This is a genomic window from Geobacter grbiciae (assembly GCF_018531165.1).
In the GTDB taxonomy this organism is placed as follows: domain Bacteria; phylum Desulfobacterota; class Desulfuromonadia; order Geobacterales; family Geobacteraceae; genus Geobacter; species Geobacter metallireducens.
Genome location: NZ_JAHDIW010000001.1, coordinates 82,476 through 103,653, shown reverse-complemented (window position 1 = coordinate 103,653; position 21,178 = coordinate 82,476). Strand labels below are relative to the sequence as shown.

Below are 21,178 nucleotides of genomic sequence, written 5' to 3'. Positions count from 1 at the left end.
ACGTAGCAGCGCTACGTCGCACAAGCGGTCCCGAAGACTTACGCAGAGATTGCGGAAAAGCCACGTTTCTCACCTCCGTTCACGGGAAGGGCCCCAGTCGAGGCCTCCCTTCATCCAGAGCCAGACGAGCCCCAGGAGGAGGATGACGATGAAGAAGGTGATATGGATGAGCCCCGCCAGACCCAGTTCGCGCCAGGCCGTGGCCCAGGCGAAGATGAAGGCCGCCTCCACGTCGAAGACGATGAAGAAGATGGCGATGAGGTAGAAGGGGACCGGATAGGCGAGGCGGGCGCTCCCCGTGGGGATGACCCCGGATTCGTAGGGGAGTTCCTTGTTGCGGTTGGTGGTCTTGGCGCCGAGCCACCAGGCGGCCAGGAGGAGGACGCCGATCAGGACGGTTGCCGCAACGGTATAGAGCGCCAGGGGGAGGAACTCGGGCGGCAGGGTCGGGAGGAGGGAATGGTTTGTGACGGCGGCTTGCTGCATTCTACTCTCCGTGATGTCGAGTGAAATGCCAAGTTCAAACTCTAGCGCACGAGGAACTCATGTCAATGGTCGTAATGGTCGCAGCAAGGGCGCGGCAAGCAGCGCCCCTACCGCTTCTGCAGGAACTCCAGCACCTGGGCCGGATGGGCGTCAGCTTTGGCCACCTTGGGCCAGTGCTTCATCACGGTGCCGTCGGGGCCGACCACCACCGTGGAGCGGATAACCCCCAAGGCGGTCTTGCCGTACAGGAGCTTATTGCCGAAGGCGCCGTAGGCGGTCATCATTGTGGTGTCGGGGTCCGAGAGGAGGGTGAAGGGGATCTCCTGGTCCCGGACGAATTTGTCGTGGGCCTTGAGGCTGTCCTTGCTCACTCCCAGGATGCCGATGCCCAGTTTGTCGAATTCCGGCTTCAGGTCACGGAAGCCTTTGGCCTCCTTCGTTCAGCCGGGGGTGCTGTCCTTGGGGTAAAAATAGATGACGGTGGTCTTCCCCGCGTAATCCTTCAGGGAATGCTTCCTGCCGTCGCTCCCCTCCAGGGTGAAGTCGGGGGCTTGTTTGCCTTCCAGCGACATAAGTCTCTCCTTGGTGGATGGAATTCGGTGAGAAAAACAGTTTACCCCGTTTCAGGCGTTTGTCATCCCCCGGCGCCGTTCAGGAGGGCCGCCACCTCCTCGGCATAGACCATCTCTTCTTCGGTGTGGACCACGTAGACCGCCACGGGGGAGTCGTCGGCGCTGATCCGCTCCTCCCGCTCCACGGAACGGGCCGCCCGGTTCCGCTCCCGGTCGAGCCGGATGCCGAAGATTTCCATGTCGGCGAGGGTCTTCTCCCGCACGAGCCATTCCCCTTCCCCCGAGGCGGTGCTGAAGACCACGGCGTCAAGCCGGCCGAGGGCAGCAATGTAGCCGCCGATGTGTTTCTTGAGGCGGTAGGCCTCCATCTCCAGGGCCAGGAGGCACCGCTCGTCCCCCGCCGCGGCCCGGGCCAGGAATGCTGCCCGGTCCAACTTCAGTCCGGTTATTCCTGCGGCACCGCTTCGCTGGTTGAGGATCCGGTCCATGTCCCGGGGGGCAAGCTGCTCCTCCTGCATCATGAAGGGGGGGATGCCGGGGTCGATGGAACCGCAGCGGGTCCCCATCATGGTTCCTTCCAGGGGGGTGAGCCCCATGCTCGTGTCGATGGAGCGCCCCCCCTCCACGGCGCAGAGGGAGGTGCCGTTGCCGATGTGGACGGTGACCAGGTTGCATTGGGCCGGGTCGCGCCCCAGGAGGGCCGCACCCCGCCGTGCCGCGTAGCAGTGGGGGGCGCCGTGGAAGCCGTAGCGCCTCACGCCGTGCTGTTCGTACCACTCCCATGGGAGGGGGTAGATGTAGGCGTGGAGGGGCATCGTCTGATGGAAGGCCGAGTCGAAGACCGCCACGTGGGGAGTGCGGGGAAGGGTCGCCATGGCCCCCTCGATGCCGGCCAGGTTCGCGGGAATATGGAGCGGCGCCATCTCCTCGAATCCTTGGACCGCTGCAATGACATCGTCGTCGATGGCGACCGACGAGGTGAACCGCTCGCCGCCATGGGCGACCCGATGCCCCACGGCGGCAATCTGTTCGACCCGGTCAAGGGGTCCCTCCAGGGGATGGGTGAGGGTGGAGAGGATGAGGGCCACAGCGGCTCCGAAGCTGGAGCAGTCCGAGTCCAGATGGTAGGGGTCCCGGCCCGGGACTTCCATGACAATGAAGGAATCGCCCAGCTCGATCCGGTCCACGTCCCCCCGGGCGAGGATGGTGCGGGTGGACCAGTCGAAGAGTTGGAAATGGATGGAAAAGCCCCGGCAGTTCAGGATAAGGATAATCATTGGTCTTCCTGTTTCATGGGATTTGGCGCCCGGCTACCCCCAGTGGATGCAGGAGACCGGGCAGGCGTCGATGGCCTCCTGGATTTTCTCCTCGGCGGCGCCGGCCGGGTCGTAAGCCTCGGCCAGGTTGTCGTCGTCGAAACGGAACACTTCGGGGACCGTCTCAACGCAGAGACCGCAGCTGATGCAGACATCTTTCTCGACGTAAACGTTGCGGGCCATGGCACTACCTCCTTGTATTCGCCGGAACGGATTGTATCACTCCGTACTCCGGGGGGTAACAATATTTTTTTCCGGCACGATCTTCACAAAGCCGCTCCGGGCCGCGGCAATGATTCTCTCCACGGCGTCGGCTTCCTCCTCCTGGTGGGAGTGGAGGAGCTCCCGGTGGTATTTGAGCAGCAGTTCACCGATGGCCGCCACATCCTCCTCCCCGATGTCGCGGATTTCCACCCCGGCTCCCCGGGCCAGGCGCCGGCGCAGGGCCTCGCGGTCGAGCCCCATGGCCCCGTCCAGGCGACAGTAGACCACGCCGCCGGTCATGCCGGAGCAGATCCAGGGGCCGGGATCGCCGAGGACAACCACGCGCCCCGCGGTCATGTACTCGAAGGCGAACCCCTTGAGATTTGCCCGGCAGGCCGTGTCTCCCCGGGAGTCGTCCAGGGGTTCCCGGATGCGGGAACCGAAGACCACGTCGGCCCCGGAGAGGCGGATGCAGGCCCGGCTGTCGGCATCCCCCTGGATGAGGAAGGTTCCCCCCTGGGCGCCGTAGGCGAGCCCCTTGCCCACGGTTCCCCCCACCCGGCGCCCTTCCCGGTTCTCCCCCTTGAGGATGACGATTTTTCCGCCGGAGGCGCACTTCCCGACCCCGTCCTGGGCCCCCCCCTCCACCAGGATGTTGATCCGGTTGATGGAGAAGGCGGCAAGGCCGTTGCCCGGGATGGCATCCCGGTGGAACTGGAGGAGGGCGTTCTGTTCGGGGCGGAAGCGTCCCTCGGCCATCCCCCGCACGTAGGCGCCGGCCAGATGGGTGCCGATGGCCCGGTCGGAGCTGGTGGCGTTGTCGTCGTCGTAGCGGACCCGCTCCTCCCCCGCGGCAAAGGCGTCGGTCACGAGCCCGGAGATGAGGGATGTGAGATAGTTGAGGGGCTTGCGGATGATGCGCACCTCGGGCTCGAAGGAGGAGGCTTCCGCCGATTGGGCCGGGCGAAGTAGCTCCGCCAGGTCGAGGCGGTCGAGACCCCGGGCCTGGCCGAGGAGGTCGCTCCGCCCCACCATGTCCCGGGTCCGCCGGAAACCGAGCTTGGCGGTGAGGATCCGGATCTCCCGGCTCATCCCCCGGAAGAAGGTGCACATGTAAATGACCCCGTTCTCCAGGACCCGGGGGACGAACCGCTTGAGCCCCCTCGCTTCCGCCTCTTCCGTGGTCTCGATCTGGGTGGCGATTCCCACGTGGCAGGTGCCGAGGTGGCACCCCCGGCAGGCGGTGCAGCCGATGACCACCATGGCCATGGTGCCGAAGCCGACCCGGTTGGCGCCGAGGAGCATCAGCTTCACCACGTCGCGGCCGGTGCGGGCGCCGCCGTCGGCCCAGATTTCGACCTTCTGCCGCATCCCGGCCGAGACGAGGGCCTTGTGGGCCTCGGAGACCCCGATCTCCGCCGGGAGCCCCACGAATTTGATGGCGTGCTTGCGGGCCGCGCCGGTGCCGCCGTCGTAGCCGCTGATGGTGATGATGTCGGCCCCGGCCTTGGCCACCCCGAGGGCGATGGTGCCGATCCCCGCCACCGCCGGCACCTTCACCGAGATGCGGGCCGTCGGGTTGGCGGTCCGGAGCTCCTCCACGATCTGGGCCAGGTCCTCGATGGAGTAGATGTCGTGGTTGTTGGAGGGTGAGATGAGGGAGACGCCGGGCGTGGCGTGCCGGGCCGCCGCGATCTTGGCGGTCACCTTGAAGCCGGGGAGATGCCCCCCTTCGCCCGGCTTGGCCCCTTGGCCCACCTTGATCTCCAGGAAGTCGGCGGAGTTGAGGAACGCCATGTTTACCCCGAAGCGCCCCGAGGCGATCTGCTGCCCCCGGTTCTTCCGGTATTGGCCCAGCATGTCGGCGATCTCTCCCCCCTCGCCGTTCATGCAGACGATGTTGAGGCGCTTCGCCGCCTCGGCGTAGATCCTAAAAGGGGTTTCCCCCTGGGAGCCGAAGCTCATGGCCGAGAAGAGAATCGGCAGGGTGTGGTCACCCACGGAGGTGTCCACCTCGTCCGGGTCCACGGTCAGCTCCGAGGTGTAGCGGAGGTCCAGCAGATGCCGGATGGCCAGGGGATTCTCCGCTTCTAGCTGCTGGATGAGGCGGGAGAGGTCGGCGTAGGTCTCCTCCATCTTGGCCACGGCCCCCACCATCTTCCAGATCTTCGGATAAAGGCGGAACTGCACCGGCACCGGCTGCTTCTGGCGGCTGCGGGCCACGGCGGAACGGGAGCGGTTCTCGGCCTCCAGCCGCTCCAGGGTGAGTCCTCCCTGCCCCGAGCCGCAGAAGTTGGGGGTCTCGAAGATCCCGGCCAGGTGCCCACAGAGGCCGATGGAGGCGAAGTACTTGCCGTAGCCGCCGATCTCGTGGGTCCCCATGGTGGAGATGACCTTTTCGAGCCCCTTGGCGAGGACCGAGAGGAGGTTCCGCACCCCGGCCGTGTCGCCGGCCCCTTCCCACATGAGGTAGGGGCAGAGGGCGTCGGCACCCATGCCGAGGGCGAAGATGAGATCATGGAGGCTCCGGAGCGCCCCGGAGCGGACCACCAGCGATGCCCGGCGGCGCTGGCTCTCGCCGGCGGAGTCGGTGGTCTCCTTGAGCCCCTTGTGGAGGACCGCCGTTACCAGGAACGGGTCGATGAAGCTCTTTCCCGGCCCGAAACAGTCGCTGTCGTCCAGGAGGAGCATTGTCGCGCCGCGGGTCACCGCTCCCACCGCTTCGCACGTGAGACGCGCCAGGGCGTCGCCGAGGCGCTCGTCTTTTCCCATGAAGCAGGGGATCACCCGGCAGCGCCCCTTTCCCTCGCCGAAGGCGGCCACGAGCCCCTCCAGGGTGGCGGTGCCGAACTCCCGGGCCACCGCAACGTCGTCCGGATCGGTGCCGGTGCGGCGGCCGCCGGTCAGAAGCGGCACCTCCAGGGCTACTCCCGGCCGGGCCGGACCCCGGAACTGGGGCCGGGGCCCCAGGTAAACCCGGGTGGAGAAGTGCTCCGCCTCCCGCTCCCGGTCGATGGCGGGGTTGGTCACCACCGCCACCTGCTCCTTGAAGTAGTCGGAGAGGTTCTGGCGCTGGTTGGAGAGGGAGGCCAGGGGGCCGTCGTACCCCAGGGAGGCGATGGGGTCGGAGCCGTTTTTCGCCATCTCCCGGAGATTGGAGAGGTCGCTGGATTTCCAGGCAAAGGCCGACATGAGGTTGTCCTGGTGGAGTTTACTGTTTCGCCCAAAGCGGGCCGCAAGCGCGGGGGCCCCACCTTGCAACTCAGCGCCGGCGGCAAGGGCCTTCTCCTGGGCCGGAAGGTTCGTCCGCTTCCGGAAGCTCTGGTAGATCTCCTGCCTGAGCGCCGGATGGTCCACGAGTTCCACCGTGCGCCCCGCCGCGATCCGTACCCCCACCTTCTCGCCCGGAGCCAGGGGCTTCGGGTCGGCCAAAATCTCCTCGTGGGGGACCACCCCCAGCTCCGAGGAGGCGAAGATCTCCTTGGTCGTCTCCCCCACCCAGAGGGGGCGCAGCCCCATGGCATCCACGCTGAAGACACAGAGTTCCCGATGCCGGGCGATGATGGCCGCCGGCCCCTGGGCGCTCGCCTTCAGGAAGCGGCGGAACCAGGTGTACATGGACTTTAGCTCCGGCGCCATGCCGTCCATGGCGCTGAAGATCGGCGGAAAGACCACCTCCATGGCCTCGAAGAGAGTGAGGCCGTAGCGGAACATGAGCCCTTCCAGGGTCCGGTTCAGGTCCTGGGAGTCGGAGCCGTCGGCGAAAAGCGGTATCCCCATCATCCGGGCCTCCTCCCGGAGCCGGGCGATGGTGTTGATCTCGCCGTTGTGCCCCAAGAGCGAGAAGGGCTGGGCCCGGAGCACCGTGGGGAGGGTGTTGGTGGAGTAGCGGCTGTGGCCGATGGTGACCGAAGAGAGGAACTCCCGGCGCTTCAGCTCGGGATAGTAACGGGAGAGGATCTCCGGCGAGCCGTGGACCTTCCAGGCGGCAACGTCAGCCGACAGCGACGCCACGTGCACCGGGAAATCCCGCTCGATGGCCGTCTGGAGCTCGAAGAGGAGCGCGGGCGCCGCCACCTTCTCCGGGCAGAGCAGCGCCACCTGCCAGAAGAGGGGCTCACCCTCCCGGGCGCGGCTGGAGAGGACCTCGCTCCGGACGATGCCGGGGCGCTCCACCAGAAGCTGGACCCCGGCCGTGGCAAAGCGGGCAAGAATTTTGTCCTGCAGTTGCGGATCGGCCGCCGTGGCCTCTTTGGGGAGCAGCAGATGCCCCACCGCAAAGCCCGGCATTTCGGCCAGGTTCGGGTCATGGCCGGCGCCGGCCAGCACCTCCCGCCAGATCATGCGGGGAATGTCGGTCAGCACGCCGCAGCCGTCCCCTTCGCCGTTGATCTCCCCGGCCCGGTGCCCCATCTTGATGAGGGCCTCGATGGTCCGCTGGACGTTGCCGTGGGTCGGCCGCGCCTCCTTGTTGATGTAGCAGATGATGGCGCAGGCGTCCCGCTCGGGGGGGACGAGGCCGGAGGGGTCGATGGTCTTGTTGGTCATGGGGAGTCTCCGTGGCGGTGGTTTGGCCCGGTTCTGTCGCCGCTCGGCAACGTCACCGCAACCGGTCGAACAGATATTCGAGCCCGTTTACCTTGATTTCATAGACGGCGCGCAGCATGGTGCCCAGCTTCCCTTCGGGAAAGCCCTGCCCGGCAAACCAGACGACATAGGGCTCCGGCAGATCGATGAGGCGGCGCCCCTGATATTTGCCAAAGGGCATCCGCATGGTGGCCAGTTCCAGCAGCTGTTCGTGGTCATTGGAAGGATACTGTTCCATTGTTTCCTTTATGGGGGATCAGAGAGGAAATTCCTGCTGCCCGATGAGCGGCGGCAACCGTTTCGGCGCCTTGATCCGCAACTGTTTATTGACATTCATGCGCCCGAACACAACCTGAATATCTCCGACCGATACGCCGAATTCGTCAGCCAGAAATCGTACCATATGGTCGGTCGCCCGCCCGGCGCGGGGGATAGCCGTCACACTAACACAGAGCTGGTGACCCTTCACCTTGCCGATGGCGTCCCGTTTGGCATTGGGCGTGCCGAGGATATTAAGCACCAGGGTATCACCATCCCATGTATAAAAAGGTTTCTTCACCATTCCTCCGGCGCAGGTTACCACCCCGTCAGCCTCTTCCACCCGCTCCCTGCCAGATCCACCAGCCCGTCGATGGTGCGCTGGTAGAACTTCTTCACCGGCATCCGGTTGAGGAGGATCTGGCCGTCGCTCCGCTCCAGGCTGATCCGGTCGCCGGGGAGGAGCTTGATGAGTTGCTGGTAGTTCTCGCCGGCGATGCCGAAGAGGAAGCGGTAACTTTTGCCGCTTTGTGCCCGGCAGGAAACGATGGTGATGATTCCCTCGGGGTCGCCGCTCCTGTAGTCGAAGCGGGTGGTGGCGGTGACGAAGGTCCCTTCCACGACGCCGGTTTCCGCCAGGAGGGCGTCAACGGTCACTTCCTTCGGCTTGAGCCGGCCCAGGGAGGGGAGCCCCCACGGCTTGTAGGGTTCGTGGGGACGGCGCTCGTAGTGGTCGCTCCGCTCCAGGAGGGTGACGATGTTGTTGTTGATGGGGCCGCCGATGGAGTGGGAGACGCCGGCCTGGAAGCGCCCTTCGAGAATCATCCGGTGGTTCTCCACCACCTGGATCATGCCGGTGGCCCCCAGGGGGTGGCCCCGTCCCTTGAGGCCGCCAGTGAGGTTGGTGGGGAACATGCCGTTCTCCCCGGTGCAAGCGTCGTCCAGGAGGGCGTCGAGGATGCGCCCCCGGGGGACGAAGCCGAGATCCACCATGTTGATGGGGCCGAAGCCGTTGAAGGGGTCGTGCATGTTCACGTGGATCTTCCCGGCAAAGGCGCGGATGTCCCTGATGCCGGCCATGCCGTAGGCCTCGGCGGCGGCGGCCACGGTGGCGGGGAAGGAGTGGAAGTAGTTGCGGTCGGCGATGGTGGGGATATCGGTGGCGCTCCCCACGCCGGAGACCATCACCTCCTGGGGGGCGGCGGTGAGGATCACGGCGGCCACGCCATCGGACATGGGGCAGAAGTCGTGGTAGCGCAGGGGCCACCAGTAGCGGTAGTTTTTCCCGTTGATGATCTGGCGGTAGTACTCCTCCAAGGGGATTTCCCTGTTCAAATGCGCGTCCGGGTTCCTGGCGGCGTAGCGGTGGGCCCGCTGGGTGAGGAGGGCCGAGAAGGCGGTCCATTCGTCAATGGAGAGGCCGTGCCGCTCCATGAGCGCCCGGGCCACCAGTGCCCCACAGGCGGGCATGCTGAGGCCGAATTCAGCCTCGTCTTTGTCGATGACCCCGGCGACAATGCGGGTCGCCTCGGTGGTGGGGGCGTCGCTCATTTTCTGGATGCCGATGGCGAGCACATGGTCGCAGCGGCCCGAGGCGATCTGGAGGTAGGCGTTCTCGAAGGCCGAGGCGCCCGAGGAGGAGGCGGTGTCGATGAGGACCGACTTGGCCCCCGAGACCCCCACGACCCCGGCGATCTTGGCGGCGGTGTTGTCGACGCCGGAAAAGGCCACGGGGCTCTGGGAGCCGACCACCACCGCCTCGATGGCGCGGGGTTTCACCGGTGAATCGTTGAAGACCGACTTGGCCTTTTCGGCCAGGTCGAGGAAGGAGAGCTGTTCCCGGTGCTTGCCGTCGTAGCGCCCCACTGGGGCCATGTACGAGGCGGCGACGTAGACTCTTCGGGGAGTGAATTCGGGGTGTCTCATGGGGGCTCCGTTTACGGGGAGATTTGTGACCCTGTCTCTGTAGTGTAAACGAGGATTGCCGTTGAGCAACCGGCAGCAAAAAGCCCGAACCTTTCGGGCTCGGGCTTCGTGCTGCTCATGCCAGTTGTCTGTTACTGCACCGGCTTTGCGTCGATAGGGACTTCGCGGATCGGCGTCGGCTCCGGCACCGCCACGGATTCCGGTTGCGGCGCGGGAACCGGCTGTGCCGCGGGAGCCGGTGCCGCCTTGGATGCCGGCGCCGGTTGGGGTGCAGGCTGGTAGGACGGCTGCGACGCCGGCTGGGGCTGGTAGGAGGCCGGTTGCGGTGCGGAGCCCCCCTTTTTCTCGTCTCCAAAGAGCTTGATGGGTGGCTTCAGGAGTTCCACCATCTCGTCGAAGAGATGGTAGTAGGGGACCGTGGCCTTCCGCTCCCGGAAGAGGAGGTCTTTCTCCTTTTTCCCCAGGTAACGGGTGAGTCCGGGGATGGTCTTGAACTTCACGTTGATCCGCTCATCCATGTTGGCGGCCCCTTCGTCGAAGTCGGGGTACTGGAGTTCGGCGAGGACCGGCGTGGAGGGGCTGCCGGCCCGGAAGTTGGGGTACTCCCAGAGGGTGGCGCCGTTGGCGTCGAGGATCTGGGCGGAGGCGGAGAGGACGTTGTAATCGGAATCGAGGTATTTGACCAGGTTGCTGGAGAAGATCCGGTCCCGCATGGTGAGGCCGCTCACCGTCACCAGGAGCACCGCGTCCACGTTGTTCTGGGTGACCAGGGTCCTGATTTCCTCGGGCTTGAAGAACTGCTTGTTGTAGACCACGCCGGCGTCGTCGCGGCGCTCGGCCCGCAGGAGAAGTGTGCGGTAGAGTTCGTCGGGGGCGGCGGCATCCAGGAAGCGGACCGAGAAGTAGGCCCCGGATTCCTTGATCATCTCCGCCAGCTCCTTCTCGTTCTTCCGGTTGTACTCCCGCACCAGGGTAACGAGGGTGTCCTTCTCCGGGTGCCGGATGTCGGAATCGGCGTCCATGAAGATGGGAGCCACGCCGAGAACCTTCACCTTCTGTTCGTAGTCTGCCCGGGGGATGTTGAAGGGGTCGTGCGCGCAACCGAAGGCGGCAAGGGCCAGGGCCGCCAGGCAGATCCACTGAATGATCCGTTTCATCGCTTCCTCCTGATTCGATTTTAGGCTGGACGTTCAATCCCTTTCTAAATGCCCCGGTTATACCAGAACGGTACCCGCTTTGCCACCCCTTTCGGTTCTGCCGGATGTTTCAGTCTCGTCACTTTCATTGTCCGGGCGAATGTGTTATGACCGATACCTATGAAATGGCTCCTCATCCTTTCAGCAGGACTTTACCTCTTCGGCGCCTTCCGCCGCCCCTTCTTTGCGGCGGGGCTCGCGGCCGGCGCGGCCTACTTGGCAGTCCGGGGGATCGAGCTGGGGCGGCTCCCCCTGGTGGGGCCCCACGACACCCTCGTGTTTTTTTCCGTCTCCATCGGCCTCATGGCGCTGCCGTTCCTCTTGTCGCCCGCGCTGCGGCAACAATCTTTCTTTTCCTGGGGAATGGGGTGCGCCGCGGCCCTCTTCGGTCTCATGGCCCTGCTCTTTCCCTCCTTCGCCATGCCGCTTCCCCCTGTTCTCCGCACCCTCTGGTTCGAGCTCCACGTGGCGCTGGCCTTTTTCTCCTACGCCCTCTTCGCCATCGGCGCGGTCCTCGGGGGCATCTTCCTGGCCGGCGGGGAGCGGCGGATTCTTGACCTCCAGTACCGGGCCGCGCTGGTGGGGTACACCTTTTTCTCCGCATCCATGGTGTCGGGGGGGATCTGGGGGTACTTCGCCTGGGGTACCTACTGGCTCTGGACCCCGAAGGAGTTCTGGACCTCCATCCTCTGGATATTCTATACCTTCTGGCTCCATCTGCGGCTCCGGGGGACGGGGGGTGACAAGGCCCTGGCCTGGAGCGGCATCGTCGGCTTCGCGGTCGCCCTCTTCACCTATTTGGGAGTGAGCATCCTGATGAAGAGCTCCCACAGTTTCTAAGGGTATCCCGCGCGGCGTGTTCGGTGGCCCCGTTATTGCAATGGTGATCCCTGCGGTCACGTCGGGTTTTTTGCGATGATCAAGAGAATCTACGAATTTTTGGCCTCCCTCTCCCTCGGTCTCTGGCTCATGGGGGGAGTCATGGCCCTTCTGGCAGCAGGGTCGTTTGGTGGAGAGGACGCAGCGTCCCTGAACGAAATGCCGCTCTTCGCCTGGCTTGGCACGGCCCCCTTCTCCGCCTCCTGGTGGCTCTGGGGAACCCTCTTCCTCCTGGTCCTTATGGCGGTGAACACGCTTTTGTGCAGTGTGGAGGCGATCCGGAAGCGCTACGGCAAGAGCGGGTTCGTGGCTCTCCTGGCACCCCAGCTCATGCACGCGGGGTTTCTCCTCATCGTTCTGGCCCACCTCCTGAGCGCCAAGGGGGGGGAGAAACAGGCGATGCAGCTCTTTGAGGGGTCCAACCTCCGCTTTCCCGGCGGGAGTTTCGTCATGGTTGACGCCATCGAGGTGGAAACCGATCCCCGGGGGATGCCGCTCGATTACCGGGCCCGGATGCGGGTCGTGGAGCAGGGAAGATCAACGCCGGTGACGGTGCGGCCCAACGACCCCCTGTTCCATGACGGGGTCGGCATCTACCTGAAGCAGGCGGCGCCGTTCCCGTACCCAACCGCCTATGTGGAAATCCACCGGGAACCGGGCGCGGGGTGGGCCCTGGCCGGCGCGCTTCTCTTCACCGCGGGGAACGTCATGCTCCTGGCGGTGCGGCGGGAGCGGCGAACGGCGTAAATAGCCGTTGCGGCGAAGGATTGTTGTGGTAAGATGGACAGCCTGGCGACAAAATCCGGCTTTGCCGGATGCATGGCCCGTTTCGGAACACATGGGGAGGATATGGATGGGACAGGGAATCAGGACGGCAGTTGTCACGGCCACGGCAATAGCGGCATGGGGAGCGGGGAGCGGGGTCTTCGCCGCCGGAATCGATGACGGCTCGGTGACCGCGCCGAAGCTCGCCGACGGGGCCGTCACCTACCGGGCCATCGCCCCCGGTGCCATTACCTACAGCAAGATCGTCGACGGCGCCGTCACCGACGAAAAGCTCGGCTTCGGGGCGGTGACCACGCCGAAGATCGCCGACGGAGCCGTCACCGACGCCAAGATCGCCGGGCCAATCGCCGGCCACAAGATCGGCCGTCACGGCCACGACGCCGCCGACATCGTCCAGGGGACCATCGACGCGGCCCGTCTCCCCGTGGGGACCGGCCCCGGCACTGTTGCCGCCGGCGACCATACCCACGAAGGGCTTCTCAGAAAGCCCGCCGAACTTGTCACCGTAGCCCTGAGCGGCGGCGACTTCACGAATCCCATCGACGCCCTCAATTCAATCACCGACGCATCTGCCGATAAACCCTACCTGGTGAAGATCATGCCCGGCACCTATGAGATGGGGATCGCCACCCTGGTCATGAAGCCCTACGTGGACATCGAAGGCTCCGGCGAGCTGACTACCCGGCTGCGGGGGAACGCCGCCGATGCTGGCGTAGTGGCCGGGGCATCCATGGCCGAACTGCGGAACCTCACCATACAGGCCAGCGGCACCGAGGGGACCATCGTCGGCATCTTCAACGGGAGCGCCGCGCCGCGCATCGCCCACGTGACCGTCACTGCCGAGGGCGGCAAGGGGGCCTACGGCATCTATAACCTCATGGCGGCGCCGCTCATCTCCGACGTGACCGTCATGGCCGGGGGAAGCGACACGGCCTTCGGCGTCTTCAACCTCCACTCCTCCCCCATTGTCAGAAACTCGGCCATCAAGGCTGGAAACGGCATCTACAGCTACTATTCCGGCACAGTGACCGTGGAGGGGACCTCGGTTAACGCCTCTCTCACCACCCTCTTCACCGACGTGGGCGCCACCACCCTCGTGGCGAATTCACGCCTCACGGGGGGACGGCCCGCATCCAACGGCATCATGAAGTGCGTCGGGGTCTACGACGGTAACTACGAACCGGTCTCCTGCCGCTGATAGGTTTTTTTCAGTACCGCATCCTCACCCGGTAGACGAGGGTTGCCTCCCCGTCCTTGGGCACCGGAACCTTGAATACGGCGCTGAAAGCGTCCCCCTTCTCGTGGGGGTGGGATGACGAGAGCATCTGCCAGTCGCCGGGGACCGGCTCCACCACCTTCACGGTGACATCCTCTTTCTTGTGGTTGCGGAGTTTTATCTCAAAGGCCGCCTCGTAGGTGTCGCTGGCCACCTTCCGCCACTCGGTCTGCTTCCGTTCCCCCACCACGTCGAAGGCGTCCCCCAGCTTCACCCGCACCGTCTCCTTCTCCGGGGTGTGGTCGATGGTGTCCTCCCCCACGAGCTGGAGGCTTCCCCCGGCATCCCGCTTGTAGACCCGCACGATCCCCTTGGGGAGCGGCATCCCCAGGTTGTGCTCCTTCCGGTTCTCCATCTCCACGAAGACCCCCACCTTCTGCTTCTCGACCTCGCCGGCGGGGCTCTGGTAGTAGAAACTCTCCCCCTTCAGGAGGAATTCCTTCTTCACCGGCACGGCATCGGCGGTCACCAGATTGATCTGCTTGGTCTGGTTCTCCTTGATGGTGGAGGGGCGCTAGAGGGTGTAGAGGTGGTACTCGAAGAAGGCCTCCTCCTGGAACTGGGGAGCGGGTGCCATGGCTTCGGCCCGCACGGACTTGGCGAAGCGGGTGGACTGCTCCTGCACCCGGTTCACGTCGCCGGCCACGAGCTTGAGGGTGGCATTGCGGTAGGCGGCGCCGCTCCGGTTGTCGATGGTGACCCAGCCGGCAAGGTTCGCCTGGTCGTCCTTCTCGCTCAGGGTCACCACGTAGTCGGCCCGCCAGGAGATGCCGCCGGTGAGGTAGGAGGCCTCGATGGTTCGCTTCTCGACTGCAGCTCCCTCCAGGAGCCAGACCAGGGTCGGCCGCGCGATGAGGTCGTCGGGGACCCCGGGAAAGATGAGGCGTCCCGGGTGGCCGAAGGTGATCTCGTCGCCGATGCGGTAGACCGGCCCGCCGTTATTGGAGAGGAGCGTGGCGGTCACCACCTCTTCCCGCTCGGTGTGGGGGTTCTTCTGGTAGAGCTTCACCTCTTTCCCCACGTACTTGTCCATGAGTTTCTGGGGGGAGAGGAGGTCGTACTCGTAGTTCTGCTCCAGGACCTGGAGTTCCCCGCCGGAGAGGGACGCAATGGAGACGCTGGTGGGGATGATCTGGGCCGCCACGTCCATGAAACGGAGCTCGCCGCTTCCCTGGCCGAGGCGGATCTCCCGGCGGTCCTTCACGAGGCCGAGGTTCCGGTTGTAGATGGTGAGGGCGATGCCCGTCTGGTCCGCCACGGTGGAAACGGTGGGGGCGGCGGGTGCGGGGAGGGGGAGGAGAAGGGAGAGGAGGGCGAGTAGGGGAAGGAAGCGCTGTCTCATGGCATACCTCGCGTCATGGTTTGTTGCGGACACAGGAGGATATACCACAAAAAAGGGCGCCCGTCAGGACGCCCTCTTGTGAAACGTGCGGGTTGCCGTGCCCCGTTATTTGACGGCCTTCACCGACGTGATGACCACCGGCGTCACCGGGAGGTTGGCAAAGACCATGTTGAGGCGCTGGGTGGGGGTGGTAACGATCTTGTCCACCACGTCCATTCCCTCGACCACTTTGCCGAAGACGGCGTAGCCGAAGCCGTCCGGGTTCGGCCGGTTGAGGCCGTCGTTGTTCGCCACGTTGATGAAGAACTGGGCTGTGGCACTGTCAGGGTTCATGGTGCGGGCCATGGCGATGGTCCCCCGGTCGTTCTTGAGGCCGTTAGCGGCTTCGTTCTTGATGGGGGCCTTCGTTTCCTTCTGCTTCCGGTCGGCGGTGAAGCCGCCACCCTGGGCCATGAAGCCGGGGATGACCCGGTGGAAGATGGTGCCGTTGTAGAAGCCGCTGTTCACGTAGTCGAGAAAGTTCTTCACCGAGACCGGGGCCTTGTCGGGGTAGAGCTCGATCTTCACGGGGCCGAGGGTCGTCTCCATGAGCACCACGGGGTTCTTGGCCTTTTCGGCCTTTGCCGCGGCATCGGCATTGCCGGCAATGAGAAGCACGCTGAAAAGGCCGCAGATTGTCAGGGCCAGGATAATCCGTTTGAACATGGTGTCACTCCTCCGTGTCGATAATCAAACCGCTGAATTATAATGAGGATGCAGCCTTCCCGTCAATCATTTCATCGCGTTCCGCATCAGGTTTGCGCAGGACGATGGTGACGTACTCCTCCAGGATTTGCCAGTCGTGCTCAATGCATCCCAGGTTCCGGAAGCGGCGCTGGATGTCGAACTTGTCCTGGAGCGGAATGCCGGAGAGGATGAGCCACCCGCCGGGGCGCACGAGCCCCACCATCTCGTGGGCCAGGGCCAGGTGGATGTCGGCGTAGATGTTGGCCAGGAGGAGGTCGTAGGGTTCCCGCCCCACCGAGGCCAGTTCGCCGCAGACGGAGAAGATCCGTCCCTCCATGCCGTTGAGGCGCACGTTGGCGGCGCACGATTCAGCGGCCTTTGGGTCGATGTCCACCGCCACCACGCTGGCGGCTCCGAGGCGGATGGCGGCCACGGCCAGGATGCCGGTGCCGCTCCCGAGATCGAGGCAGCGCATGCCGGCGATGCCGGGGATTCGCTCCATCTCTTCCAGGCAGGAGGCGGTGGTCTCGTGCTCGCCGGAGCCGAAGGCCCCTTTTTTCCCCATGATGAGGGGGAGGCCCGCTGCCGGGTCCACGGGATGATCCTCCGGCACGATGGTGAACCCCCCGATGGCAAAGGGGGTGAAGATGCGTCCGTACATAGGCATGGGCCTCCTCGGTGGCGTGGTGAAGGGAAAACCATACCCCAATTCGACGGTGAAAGAAATAAACAAAAGGTTGACTTGACGGGCGATAGTGCGGAAAATTGTCTAGTTTTACGTACGATTACCCATGAACTGACATTCAGGAGGAGAGACGGTGCAGATAAAGTTCGGAACTGACGGCTGGCGCGGGGTTATTGCCCGGGATTTCACCTTCGACAACCTCTCCCGGGTGGCCCAGGCCACCATGGAGTACCTCATCCGCGAAGGACTCGCTCCCCGGGGGCTCGTGATCGGCTACGACCGCCGCTTCCTTTCCCGGGAGTTTGCCGAGCGGGTGGCGGAGATCGCCGCCGGCAACGGCATCCGGGTCTGGCTCACCGCAGGCTACGCCCCGACCCCGGCGGTCTCCTGGGCGGTCCACGAGCTGGGGGCCGGCGGCGGCGTCATGATCACCGCAAGCCACAACCCCCCCGCTTACAACGGCTTCAAGGTGAAGGAGTCCTTTGGCGGCTCGGCCCGCCCCTCCACCACGAAGATCCTGGAGGAGATGGTGGCCGCCAACGACGCCGCCGACCGCGAGATCAAGGCCCGCCCTCTGGCCGAAGCCCTGGCTGACGGGAGTGTCGCCACCTTTGACCCCAAGGGGGGGTATTTCCGGCAGCTGGCCCGTTATGTGGATCTGGAGGCGATCCGGAAGGCGAACCTCCCCGTGGTCGTGGACCCCATGTTTGGTGCCGGCGCCGGCTTCGTGCCGGAGCTCCTCCCGGGGGTCAGGGAGATTCACGGCGAGGAGAACCCCTCCTTCGGCGGACAGCCCCCTGAGCCCACCGACGAACACCTGGCGGAGCTGGCGGCCCTCGTGGGGAGCGGACAGTACCGCATCGGCCTTGCCCTGGACGGCGACGCCGACCGGATCGGCGCCGTGGACGAGACCGGGGAGTTCTTCTCCTCTCACCGGATCTTCACGGTGATCCTCCGGCACCTGGTGGAGCGCAAGGGGCTCACCGGCGGGGTGGTGAAGACCGTCTCCACCACCCGCATGGTGGACCTCCTGGCGGAGAAGTACGGCCTCCCCCTCCATGAGACCCCCATCGGCTTCAAGCACATCTGCGAACTGATGCTCGACCACGACATCCTCATGGGGGGCGAGGAGTCGGGGGGGCTCGGCGTCAAGGGGCACATCCCGGAGCGGGACGGCATCCTCATGGGGTTGCTGCTCCTGGAGGCCATGGCCGTGAGCGGCAAGGGGGTCCGGCAGCTTCTCGATGAGACCATGGACGAGATCGGCCGCTTTTTCTACCGCCGCATCGACCTCCCCATCGCCGACGCCGCCAAGGAGCTCCTCATCGCCCGGCTGAAGCAGGGAGGGATTGCCTCTATTGCGGGTCGTAACGTGGCACGGGAGAATTTCCGCGACGGCTTCAAGTTCATTTTTGAGGATGGCTCCTGGCTCCTGATCCGTCCGTCGGGGACCGAGCCGGTGCTCAGGCTCTACAGCGAGGCCGGCGATGCGCAGACGGTGGAGGAACTCCTGGCCGCGGCCCGGGAGATCGCCGGGCTGTGACATTACGGGGGAAATGTTCCCTTGACCGTCCTTCCCCTTCCATCTACAATTTTTTCGATGCGCCAACGGCGCGATTTTGAACTGGGAAATGGTGTTCCATGATCAAGGCCTACCTCCGCGCGGAGGATTCATTCAGAACGGTCTCCGTTGAGCCCGATGAGCTCGTGGACCTGGATGTCAGCTCCCTCATCTGGCTCGACCTCCTCTCCCCCTCCACGGACGAGCTCGCCACCGTGGAGCGGAGCCTGAAGATCGAGCTCCCGACCCGCCAGGAGTCGGAGGAGATCGAGTTCAGCTCCCGGTTCTGGGAGGACGAAAGCGGCATCGACATCAATACCTACTTCCTGGTGCGCCAGGAGGAAAAGTTCCACAACGAGACCGTCTCCTTCATTCTCCGGGGGAAGTTCGTGGTCACCATCCGCTTCAGCGACCACCGGATCTTCACCGAGTTTTCCCGCAAGCTGCGCCTCAGTCCCCGTTCGTTTCGGGATGGGGCCGATATCCTGTCGGGGATCCTCGCCATGCGGGTCGACATGGACGCCGACACCCTGGAGGCGCTCTCCCGGGGGATCGCCAGCCTTGGCCGGCGCGGTCCCCAGACCTTCGAGAACCCGACCGAGTACCTCTCCCACATCACCGACTACGAAGACATCAACATCACCATCCGGGAGAACCTGACCGACAAGCACCGGGTCCTGTCGTCGCTCCTGAAGAGCGCTTCCATCTCCGAGAACCTCAAGAAGGAGTTCAGCATGATGATGAAGGACGTGAACTCCCTCGTCATCTCGGCCAACTTCAACTTCGAGCGCCTCGACTACATCCAGAACCTCTTCCTCAACCACCTGAGTGTGGAGCAGAACAAGGTCATCAAGATCTTCACCGTCATGTCGGTGATCTTCCTGCCGCCCACCATGATCGCCAGCATCTACGGCATGAACTACAAACACATGCCCGAACTGGAATGGGTCTTCGGCTACCCCTTCGCCCTCACGCTGATCATCCTCTCGGCCGTGCTCCCCCTCTACGTCTTCAAGAAGAAGGGGTGGCTGTAACATGGCCCGCAAGCCCTCCCCCCCGAAGAAAACCGCCCCCGAAACAGCGGCAGGCGGGGAGTGGTCGGTCTGCGACCTGGCCGCCCCCGAGCTCTACCTGAACCGGGAGCTCACCTGGCTCGCGTTCAACCGCCGGGTGCTCCACGAGGCCGAGGACGAGCGGACGCCGCTTCTGGAGCGGGTCAAGTTTGCCGCCATCGTCAGCAGCAACCTGGACGAGTTTTTCATGAAGCGGATCGGCGGCCTCAAGCAGCAGGTGGGGGCGGGCATCCAGAACCTGACCGTGGACGGTCGCACCCCCCGGCAGCAGATCGAGGAGTGCTACGCCGTGGTGCGGGAACTGGGGGAGCGGAAGCGGCTCCTTTTCGGCGAGCTCCTGACGCTCCTGCGGTCGGCCGGCATCCAGATCCTCGGCTACAGCGAGATCCCGGCCCGGGAGCGGAAAGGGCTCCGCGACTATTACATCCGGAACATCTTTCCCCTGGTCACCCCCCAGTCCATCGACCCCGCCCACCCCTTCCCCTTCATCTCCAACCTCTCCCTGAACCTTCTTGTGACGCTCCGCTATCTCCGGGAGCGGGAGACCTCACTGGCCCGGGTCAAGGTGCCGGTGGGGACCGGGATTCCCCGTTTTCTCCGGGTGGGTGACAAGGACCGGTTCGTCCCCCTGGAGGAGGTGATGCAGCACAACCTGGACCTCCTCTTCCCGGAGATGGAGGTGGTGGCCTGCGAGTTCTTCCGGGTCACCCGCAACGCCAATACCGAGCGGAACGAGGAGCAGGCCGACGACCTCCTCTCTATGATCGAGTCGGAACTCCAAGACCGGCGCTTCGCTCCCATCGTGCGGCTGGAGGTTGCGACCGGTATGGGGGCGGTGCACCGGGGGATGCTCGCCGCGGAGCTGGAGCTGAACGAGGCCGCCGACGTCTTCGAGGTGGAGGGGATGCTGGCCCTGCGGGACCTGTTCGAGATCGCCGGCCTCGGCTACCCGGAGCTCCACGACCCGCCCCATCACCCCGTCGACCACCCCCGTCTCATGACCGACCGGAACATCTTTCACGTGATCCGGGACGCCGGCGCCATTCTCCTCCAGCACCCCTACGACTCCTTCGCCACCTCGGTGGAGCGCTTCCTCTTCGAGGCAAGCGAGGATCCCAAGGTGCGGGCCATCAAGATGACCCTCTACCGGACCGCCTCCGACAGCCGGATCATCGATTGCCTGGTGCACGCGGCGAGCAACGGCAAGCAGGTGGCGGTGGCGGTGGAGCTGAAAGCCCGCTTCGATGAGGCGGCCAACATCAGGCTGGCGGAGCGGATGGAGGAGGCGGGGATCCACGTCACCTACGGCGTGGTGGGGCTCAAGACCCACTGCAAGGTGATCCTCGTGGTGCGGCAGGATTACGATGGGCTGCGGCGCTACGTCCACATCGGCACCGGCAACTACCATCCCGGCACCGCCCGGCTCTACTCCGACCTGGGGCTCCTCACCAGCGACGAGGCGATTGGCCAGGACGCCACCGAGCTTTTCAACTACCTCACCACCGGCTACACCCCCCGGCGCAACTATCAGAAACTGCTGCCGGCGCCGAAGCACCTGAAGCGGGCGCTTCTGGCCAGGATCGAGCGGGAGGCGGAACTCCACTCGGAGAAGACGCCGGGGCTCATCCAGTTCAAAATGAACGCCCTGGAAGACGCCGACATCGTGGCAGCCCTCTACCGTTCGGCCCGGAAGGGGGTGCGGATCGACCTCCTCATCCGGGACAGCTGCCGCCTGCGCCCCGGCGTTCCGGGGCTCTCGGAGACGGTGCGGGTGGTGAGCGTGGTGGGACGGTTCCTGGAGCACTCACGGATCTACTACTTCCGCAACAATGGTGACGAGGAGTACTACATCGGTTCCGCCGACGCCATGAAGCGGAACCTGGAATACCGGGTCGAGGTCCTCGCACCGGTGGAGGCCCCGGACCTGCGGAAGGAACTCCGAGCCATGCTCGACGTGCAACTCGGCGACCGGCGGAGCGCCTGGGAGATGCAGCCCGACGGCAGCTCCGTGCAGCGGATGCCGGGGGAAGGGGACGACCCGAGGGGAAGCCACGAGATCCTCATCGCCCTGGCCGAAAAACGCCGCAAGGCCGGTGCGCGCCTCAAAAAGAAAAAGGCCAGGGGAGTTGTCCGGCGTCCTGTCCGGTAACTCCCTCGGGCCTGCGATAATCAGAACAAGCATTTGAAACACAGAGCAACTGAGCAAATTCTGAGACAAATTCCTGTTAAAACTGTTTCTGAACACACCCGGGAAAGTTTTGCATCAAATTGAATTAACCGGGTTGATTCCTCTGTTGCTCAGTTG

19 protein-coding genes are annotated in these 21,178 nt (G+C 64.8%); 6 read left to right on the top strand and 13 right to left on the bottom strand.

Annotation, left to right across the window (positions count from 1 at the left end; genetic code table 11):
• Window positions 1-69: 69 nt before the first annotated feature.
• The 9 genes from KJB29_RS00480 to KJB29_RS00440 all read right to left on the bottom strand — a co-directional run bounded on the left by KJB29_RS00480 (window position 70) and on the right by KJB29_RS00440 (window position 10,506).
• A complete protein-coding gene (locus KJB29_RS00480) occupies window positions 70-486 on the bottom strand; it encodes an NADH-quinone oxidoreductase subunit A (RefSeq protein ID WP_215732877.1) in 417 nt (138 codons plus the stop codon).
• A gap of 107 nt (window positions 487-593) precedes the next feature.
• Window positions 594-1,058, bottom strand: coding sequence for a peroxiredoxin (locus KJB29_RS00475; protein ID WP_215732876.1), 465 nt, complete (start codon window positions 1,056-1,058; stop codon window positions 594-596).
• 62 nt (window positions 1,059-1,120) lie between these two features.
• The gene (locus KJB29_RS00470; protein ID WP_215732875.1) at window positions 1,121-2,335 is read right to left on the bottom strand and encodes an acetate/propionate family kinase; all 1,215 of its coding nucleotides are present in this window, start codon (window positions 2,333-2,335) and stop codon (window positions 1,121-1,123) included.
• Window positions 2,336-2,368: 33 nt separating this feature from the next.
• A complete protein-coding gene (locus KJB29_RS00465) occupies window positions 2,369-2,557 on the bottom strand; it encodes a ferredoxin (RefSeq protein ID WP_004512733.1) in 189 nt (62 codons plus the stop codon).
• 36 nt (window positions 2,558-2,593) lie between these two features.
• On the bottom strand, window positions 2,594-7,126 hold the full coding sequence (locus KJB29_RS00460) for a glutamate synthase-related protein (protein WP_004512732.1): 4,533 nt from the start codon (window positions 7,124-7,126) through the stop codon (window positions 2,594-2,596).
• A 52-nt stretch (window positions 7,127-7,178) separates the two neighbouring features.
• Window positions 7,179-7,403 (bottom strand): DUF3820 family protein, encoded by a 225-nt coding sequence (locus tag KJB29_RS00455; RefSeq protein WP_004512731.1) that lies wholly within the window; start codon window positions 7,401-7,403, stop codon window positions 7,179-7,181.
• Window positions 7,404-7,421: 18 nt separating this feature from the next.
• Window positions 7,422-7,727, bottom strand: coding sequence for a DUF167 domain-containing protein (locus tag KJB29_RS00450; protein ID WP_187148460.1), 306 nt, complete (start codon window positions 7,725-7,727; stop codon window positions 7,422-7,424).
• Window positions 7,728-7,741: 14 nt separating this feature from the next.
• Window positions 7,742-9,349, bottom strand: a complete 1,608-nt coding sequence (locus KJB29_RS00445) for a thiolase family protein (RefSeq protein ID WP_004512729.1) — start codon at window positions 9,347-9,349, stop codon at window positions 7,742-7,744.
• A gap of 131 nt (window positions 9,350-9,480) precedes the next feature.
• Window positions 9,481-10,506 (bottom strand): hypothetical protein, encoded by a 1,026-nt coding sequence (locus KJB29_RS00440; protein ID WP_004512728.1) that lies wholly within the window; start codon window positions 10,504-10,506, stop codon window positions 9,481-9,483.
• 159 nt (window positions 10,507-10,665) lie between these two features.
• Between KJB29_RS00440 and KJB29_RS00435 the strand changes: the two genes are divergently transcribed.
• The 3 genes from KJB29_RS00435 to KJB29_RS00425 all read left to right on the top strand — a co-directional run bounded on the left by KJB29_RS00435 (window position 10,666) and on the right by KJB29_RS00425 (window position 13,408).
• Window positions 10,666-11,385, top strand: coding sequence for a cytochrome c biogenesis protein (locus KJB29_RS00435; RefSeq protein WP_215732874.1), 720 nt, complete (start codon window positions 10,666-10,668; stop codon window positions 11,383-11,385).
• 75 nt (window positions 11,386-11,460) lie between these two features.
• Complete coding sequence (locus KJB29_RS00430) at window positions 11,461-12,171, top strand: cytochrome c biogenesis ResB family protein (protein ID WP_215732873.1); 711 nt, start codon at window positions 11,461-11,463, stop codon at window positions 12,169-12,171.
• Window positions 12,172-12,277: 106 nt separating this feature from the next.
• Window positions 12,278-13,408, top strand: a complete 1,131-nt coding sequence (locus KJB29_RS00425; RefSeq protein ID WP_215732872.1) for a hypothetical protein — start codon at window positions 12,278-12,280, stop codon at window positions 13,406-13,408.
• Window positions 13,409-13,418: 10 nt separating this feature from the next.
• Here the strand turns inward: KJB29_RS00425 and KJB29_RS19160 are convergent, their stop codons facing one another.
• The 4 genes from KJB29_RS19160 to KJB29_RS00410 all read right to left on the bottom strand — a co-directional run bounded on the left by KJB29_RS19160 (window position 13,419) and on the right by KJB29_RS00410 (window position 16,215).
• On the bottom strand, window positions 13,419-13,955 hold the full coding sequence (locus KJB29_RS19160) for a DUF4139 domain-containing protein (protein WP_246560076.1): 537 nt from the start codon (window positions 13,953-13,955) through the stop codon (window positions 13,419-13,421).
• 45 nt (window positions 13,956-14,000) lie between these two features.
• Window positions 14,001-14,828 carry a DUF4139 domain-containing protein gene (locus tag KJB29_RS19155; protein WP_246560075.1) on the bottom strand — a complete coding sequence of 276 codons (828 nt, stop codon included), beginning with the start codon at window positions 14,826-14,828 and terminating at the stop codon, window positions 14,001-14,003.
• 105 nt (window positions 14,829-14,933) lie between these two features.
• A complete protein-coding gene (locus KJB29_RS00415) occupies window positions 14,934-15,533 on the bottom strand; it encodes a peptidylprolyl isomerase (protein WP_215732871.1) in 600 nt (199 codons plus the stop codon).
• 37 nt (window positions 15,534-15,570) lie between these two features.
• A complete protein-coding gene (locus KJB29_RS00410) occupies window positions 15,571-16,215 on the bottom strand; it encodes a 50S ribosomal protein L11 methyltransferase (protein WP_215732870.1) in 645 nt (214 codons plus the stop codon).
• A 157-nt stretch (window positions 16,216-16,372) separates the two neighbouring features.
• Here KJB29_RS00410 and KJB29_RS00405 point away from each other — a divergent pair, with 157 nt between their 5' ends.
• From KJB29_RS00405 to ppk1, 3 genes are all read left to right on the top strand, one after another.
• The gene (locus KJB29_RS00405; protein WP_215732869.1) at window positions 16,373-17,782 is read left to right on the top strand and encodes a phosphoglucomutase/phosphomannomutase family protein; all 1,410 of its coding nucleotides are present in this window, start codon (window positions 16,373-16,375) and stop codon (window positions 17,780-17,782) included.
• Window positions 17,783-17,880: 98 nt separating this feature from the next.
• A complete protein-coding gene (corA, locus tag KJB29_RS00400) occupies window positions 17,881-18,834 on the top strand; it encodes a magnesium/cobalt transporter CorA (RefSeq protein ID WP_004512719.1) in 954 nt (317 codons plus the stop codon).
• Between the two features lies 1 nt (window position 18,835).
• On the top strand, window positions 18,836-21,022 hold the full coding sequence (gene ppk1 / locus KJB29_RS00395; protein ID WP_215732868.1) for a polyphosphate kinase 1: 2,187 nt from the start codon (window positions 18,836-18,838) through the stop codon (window positions 21,020-21,022).
• Window positions 21,023-21,178: the final 156 nt, after the last annotated feature.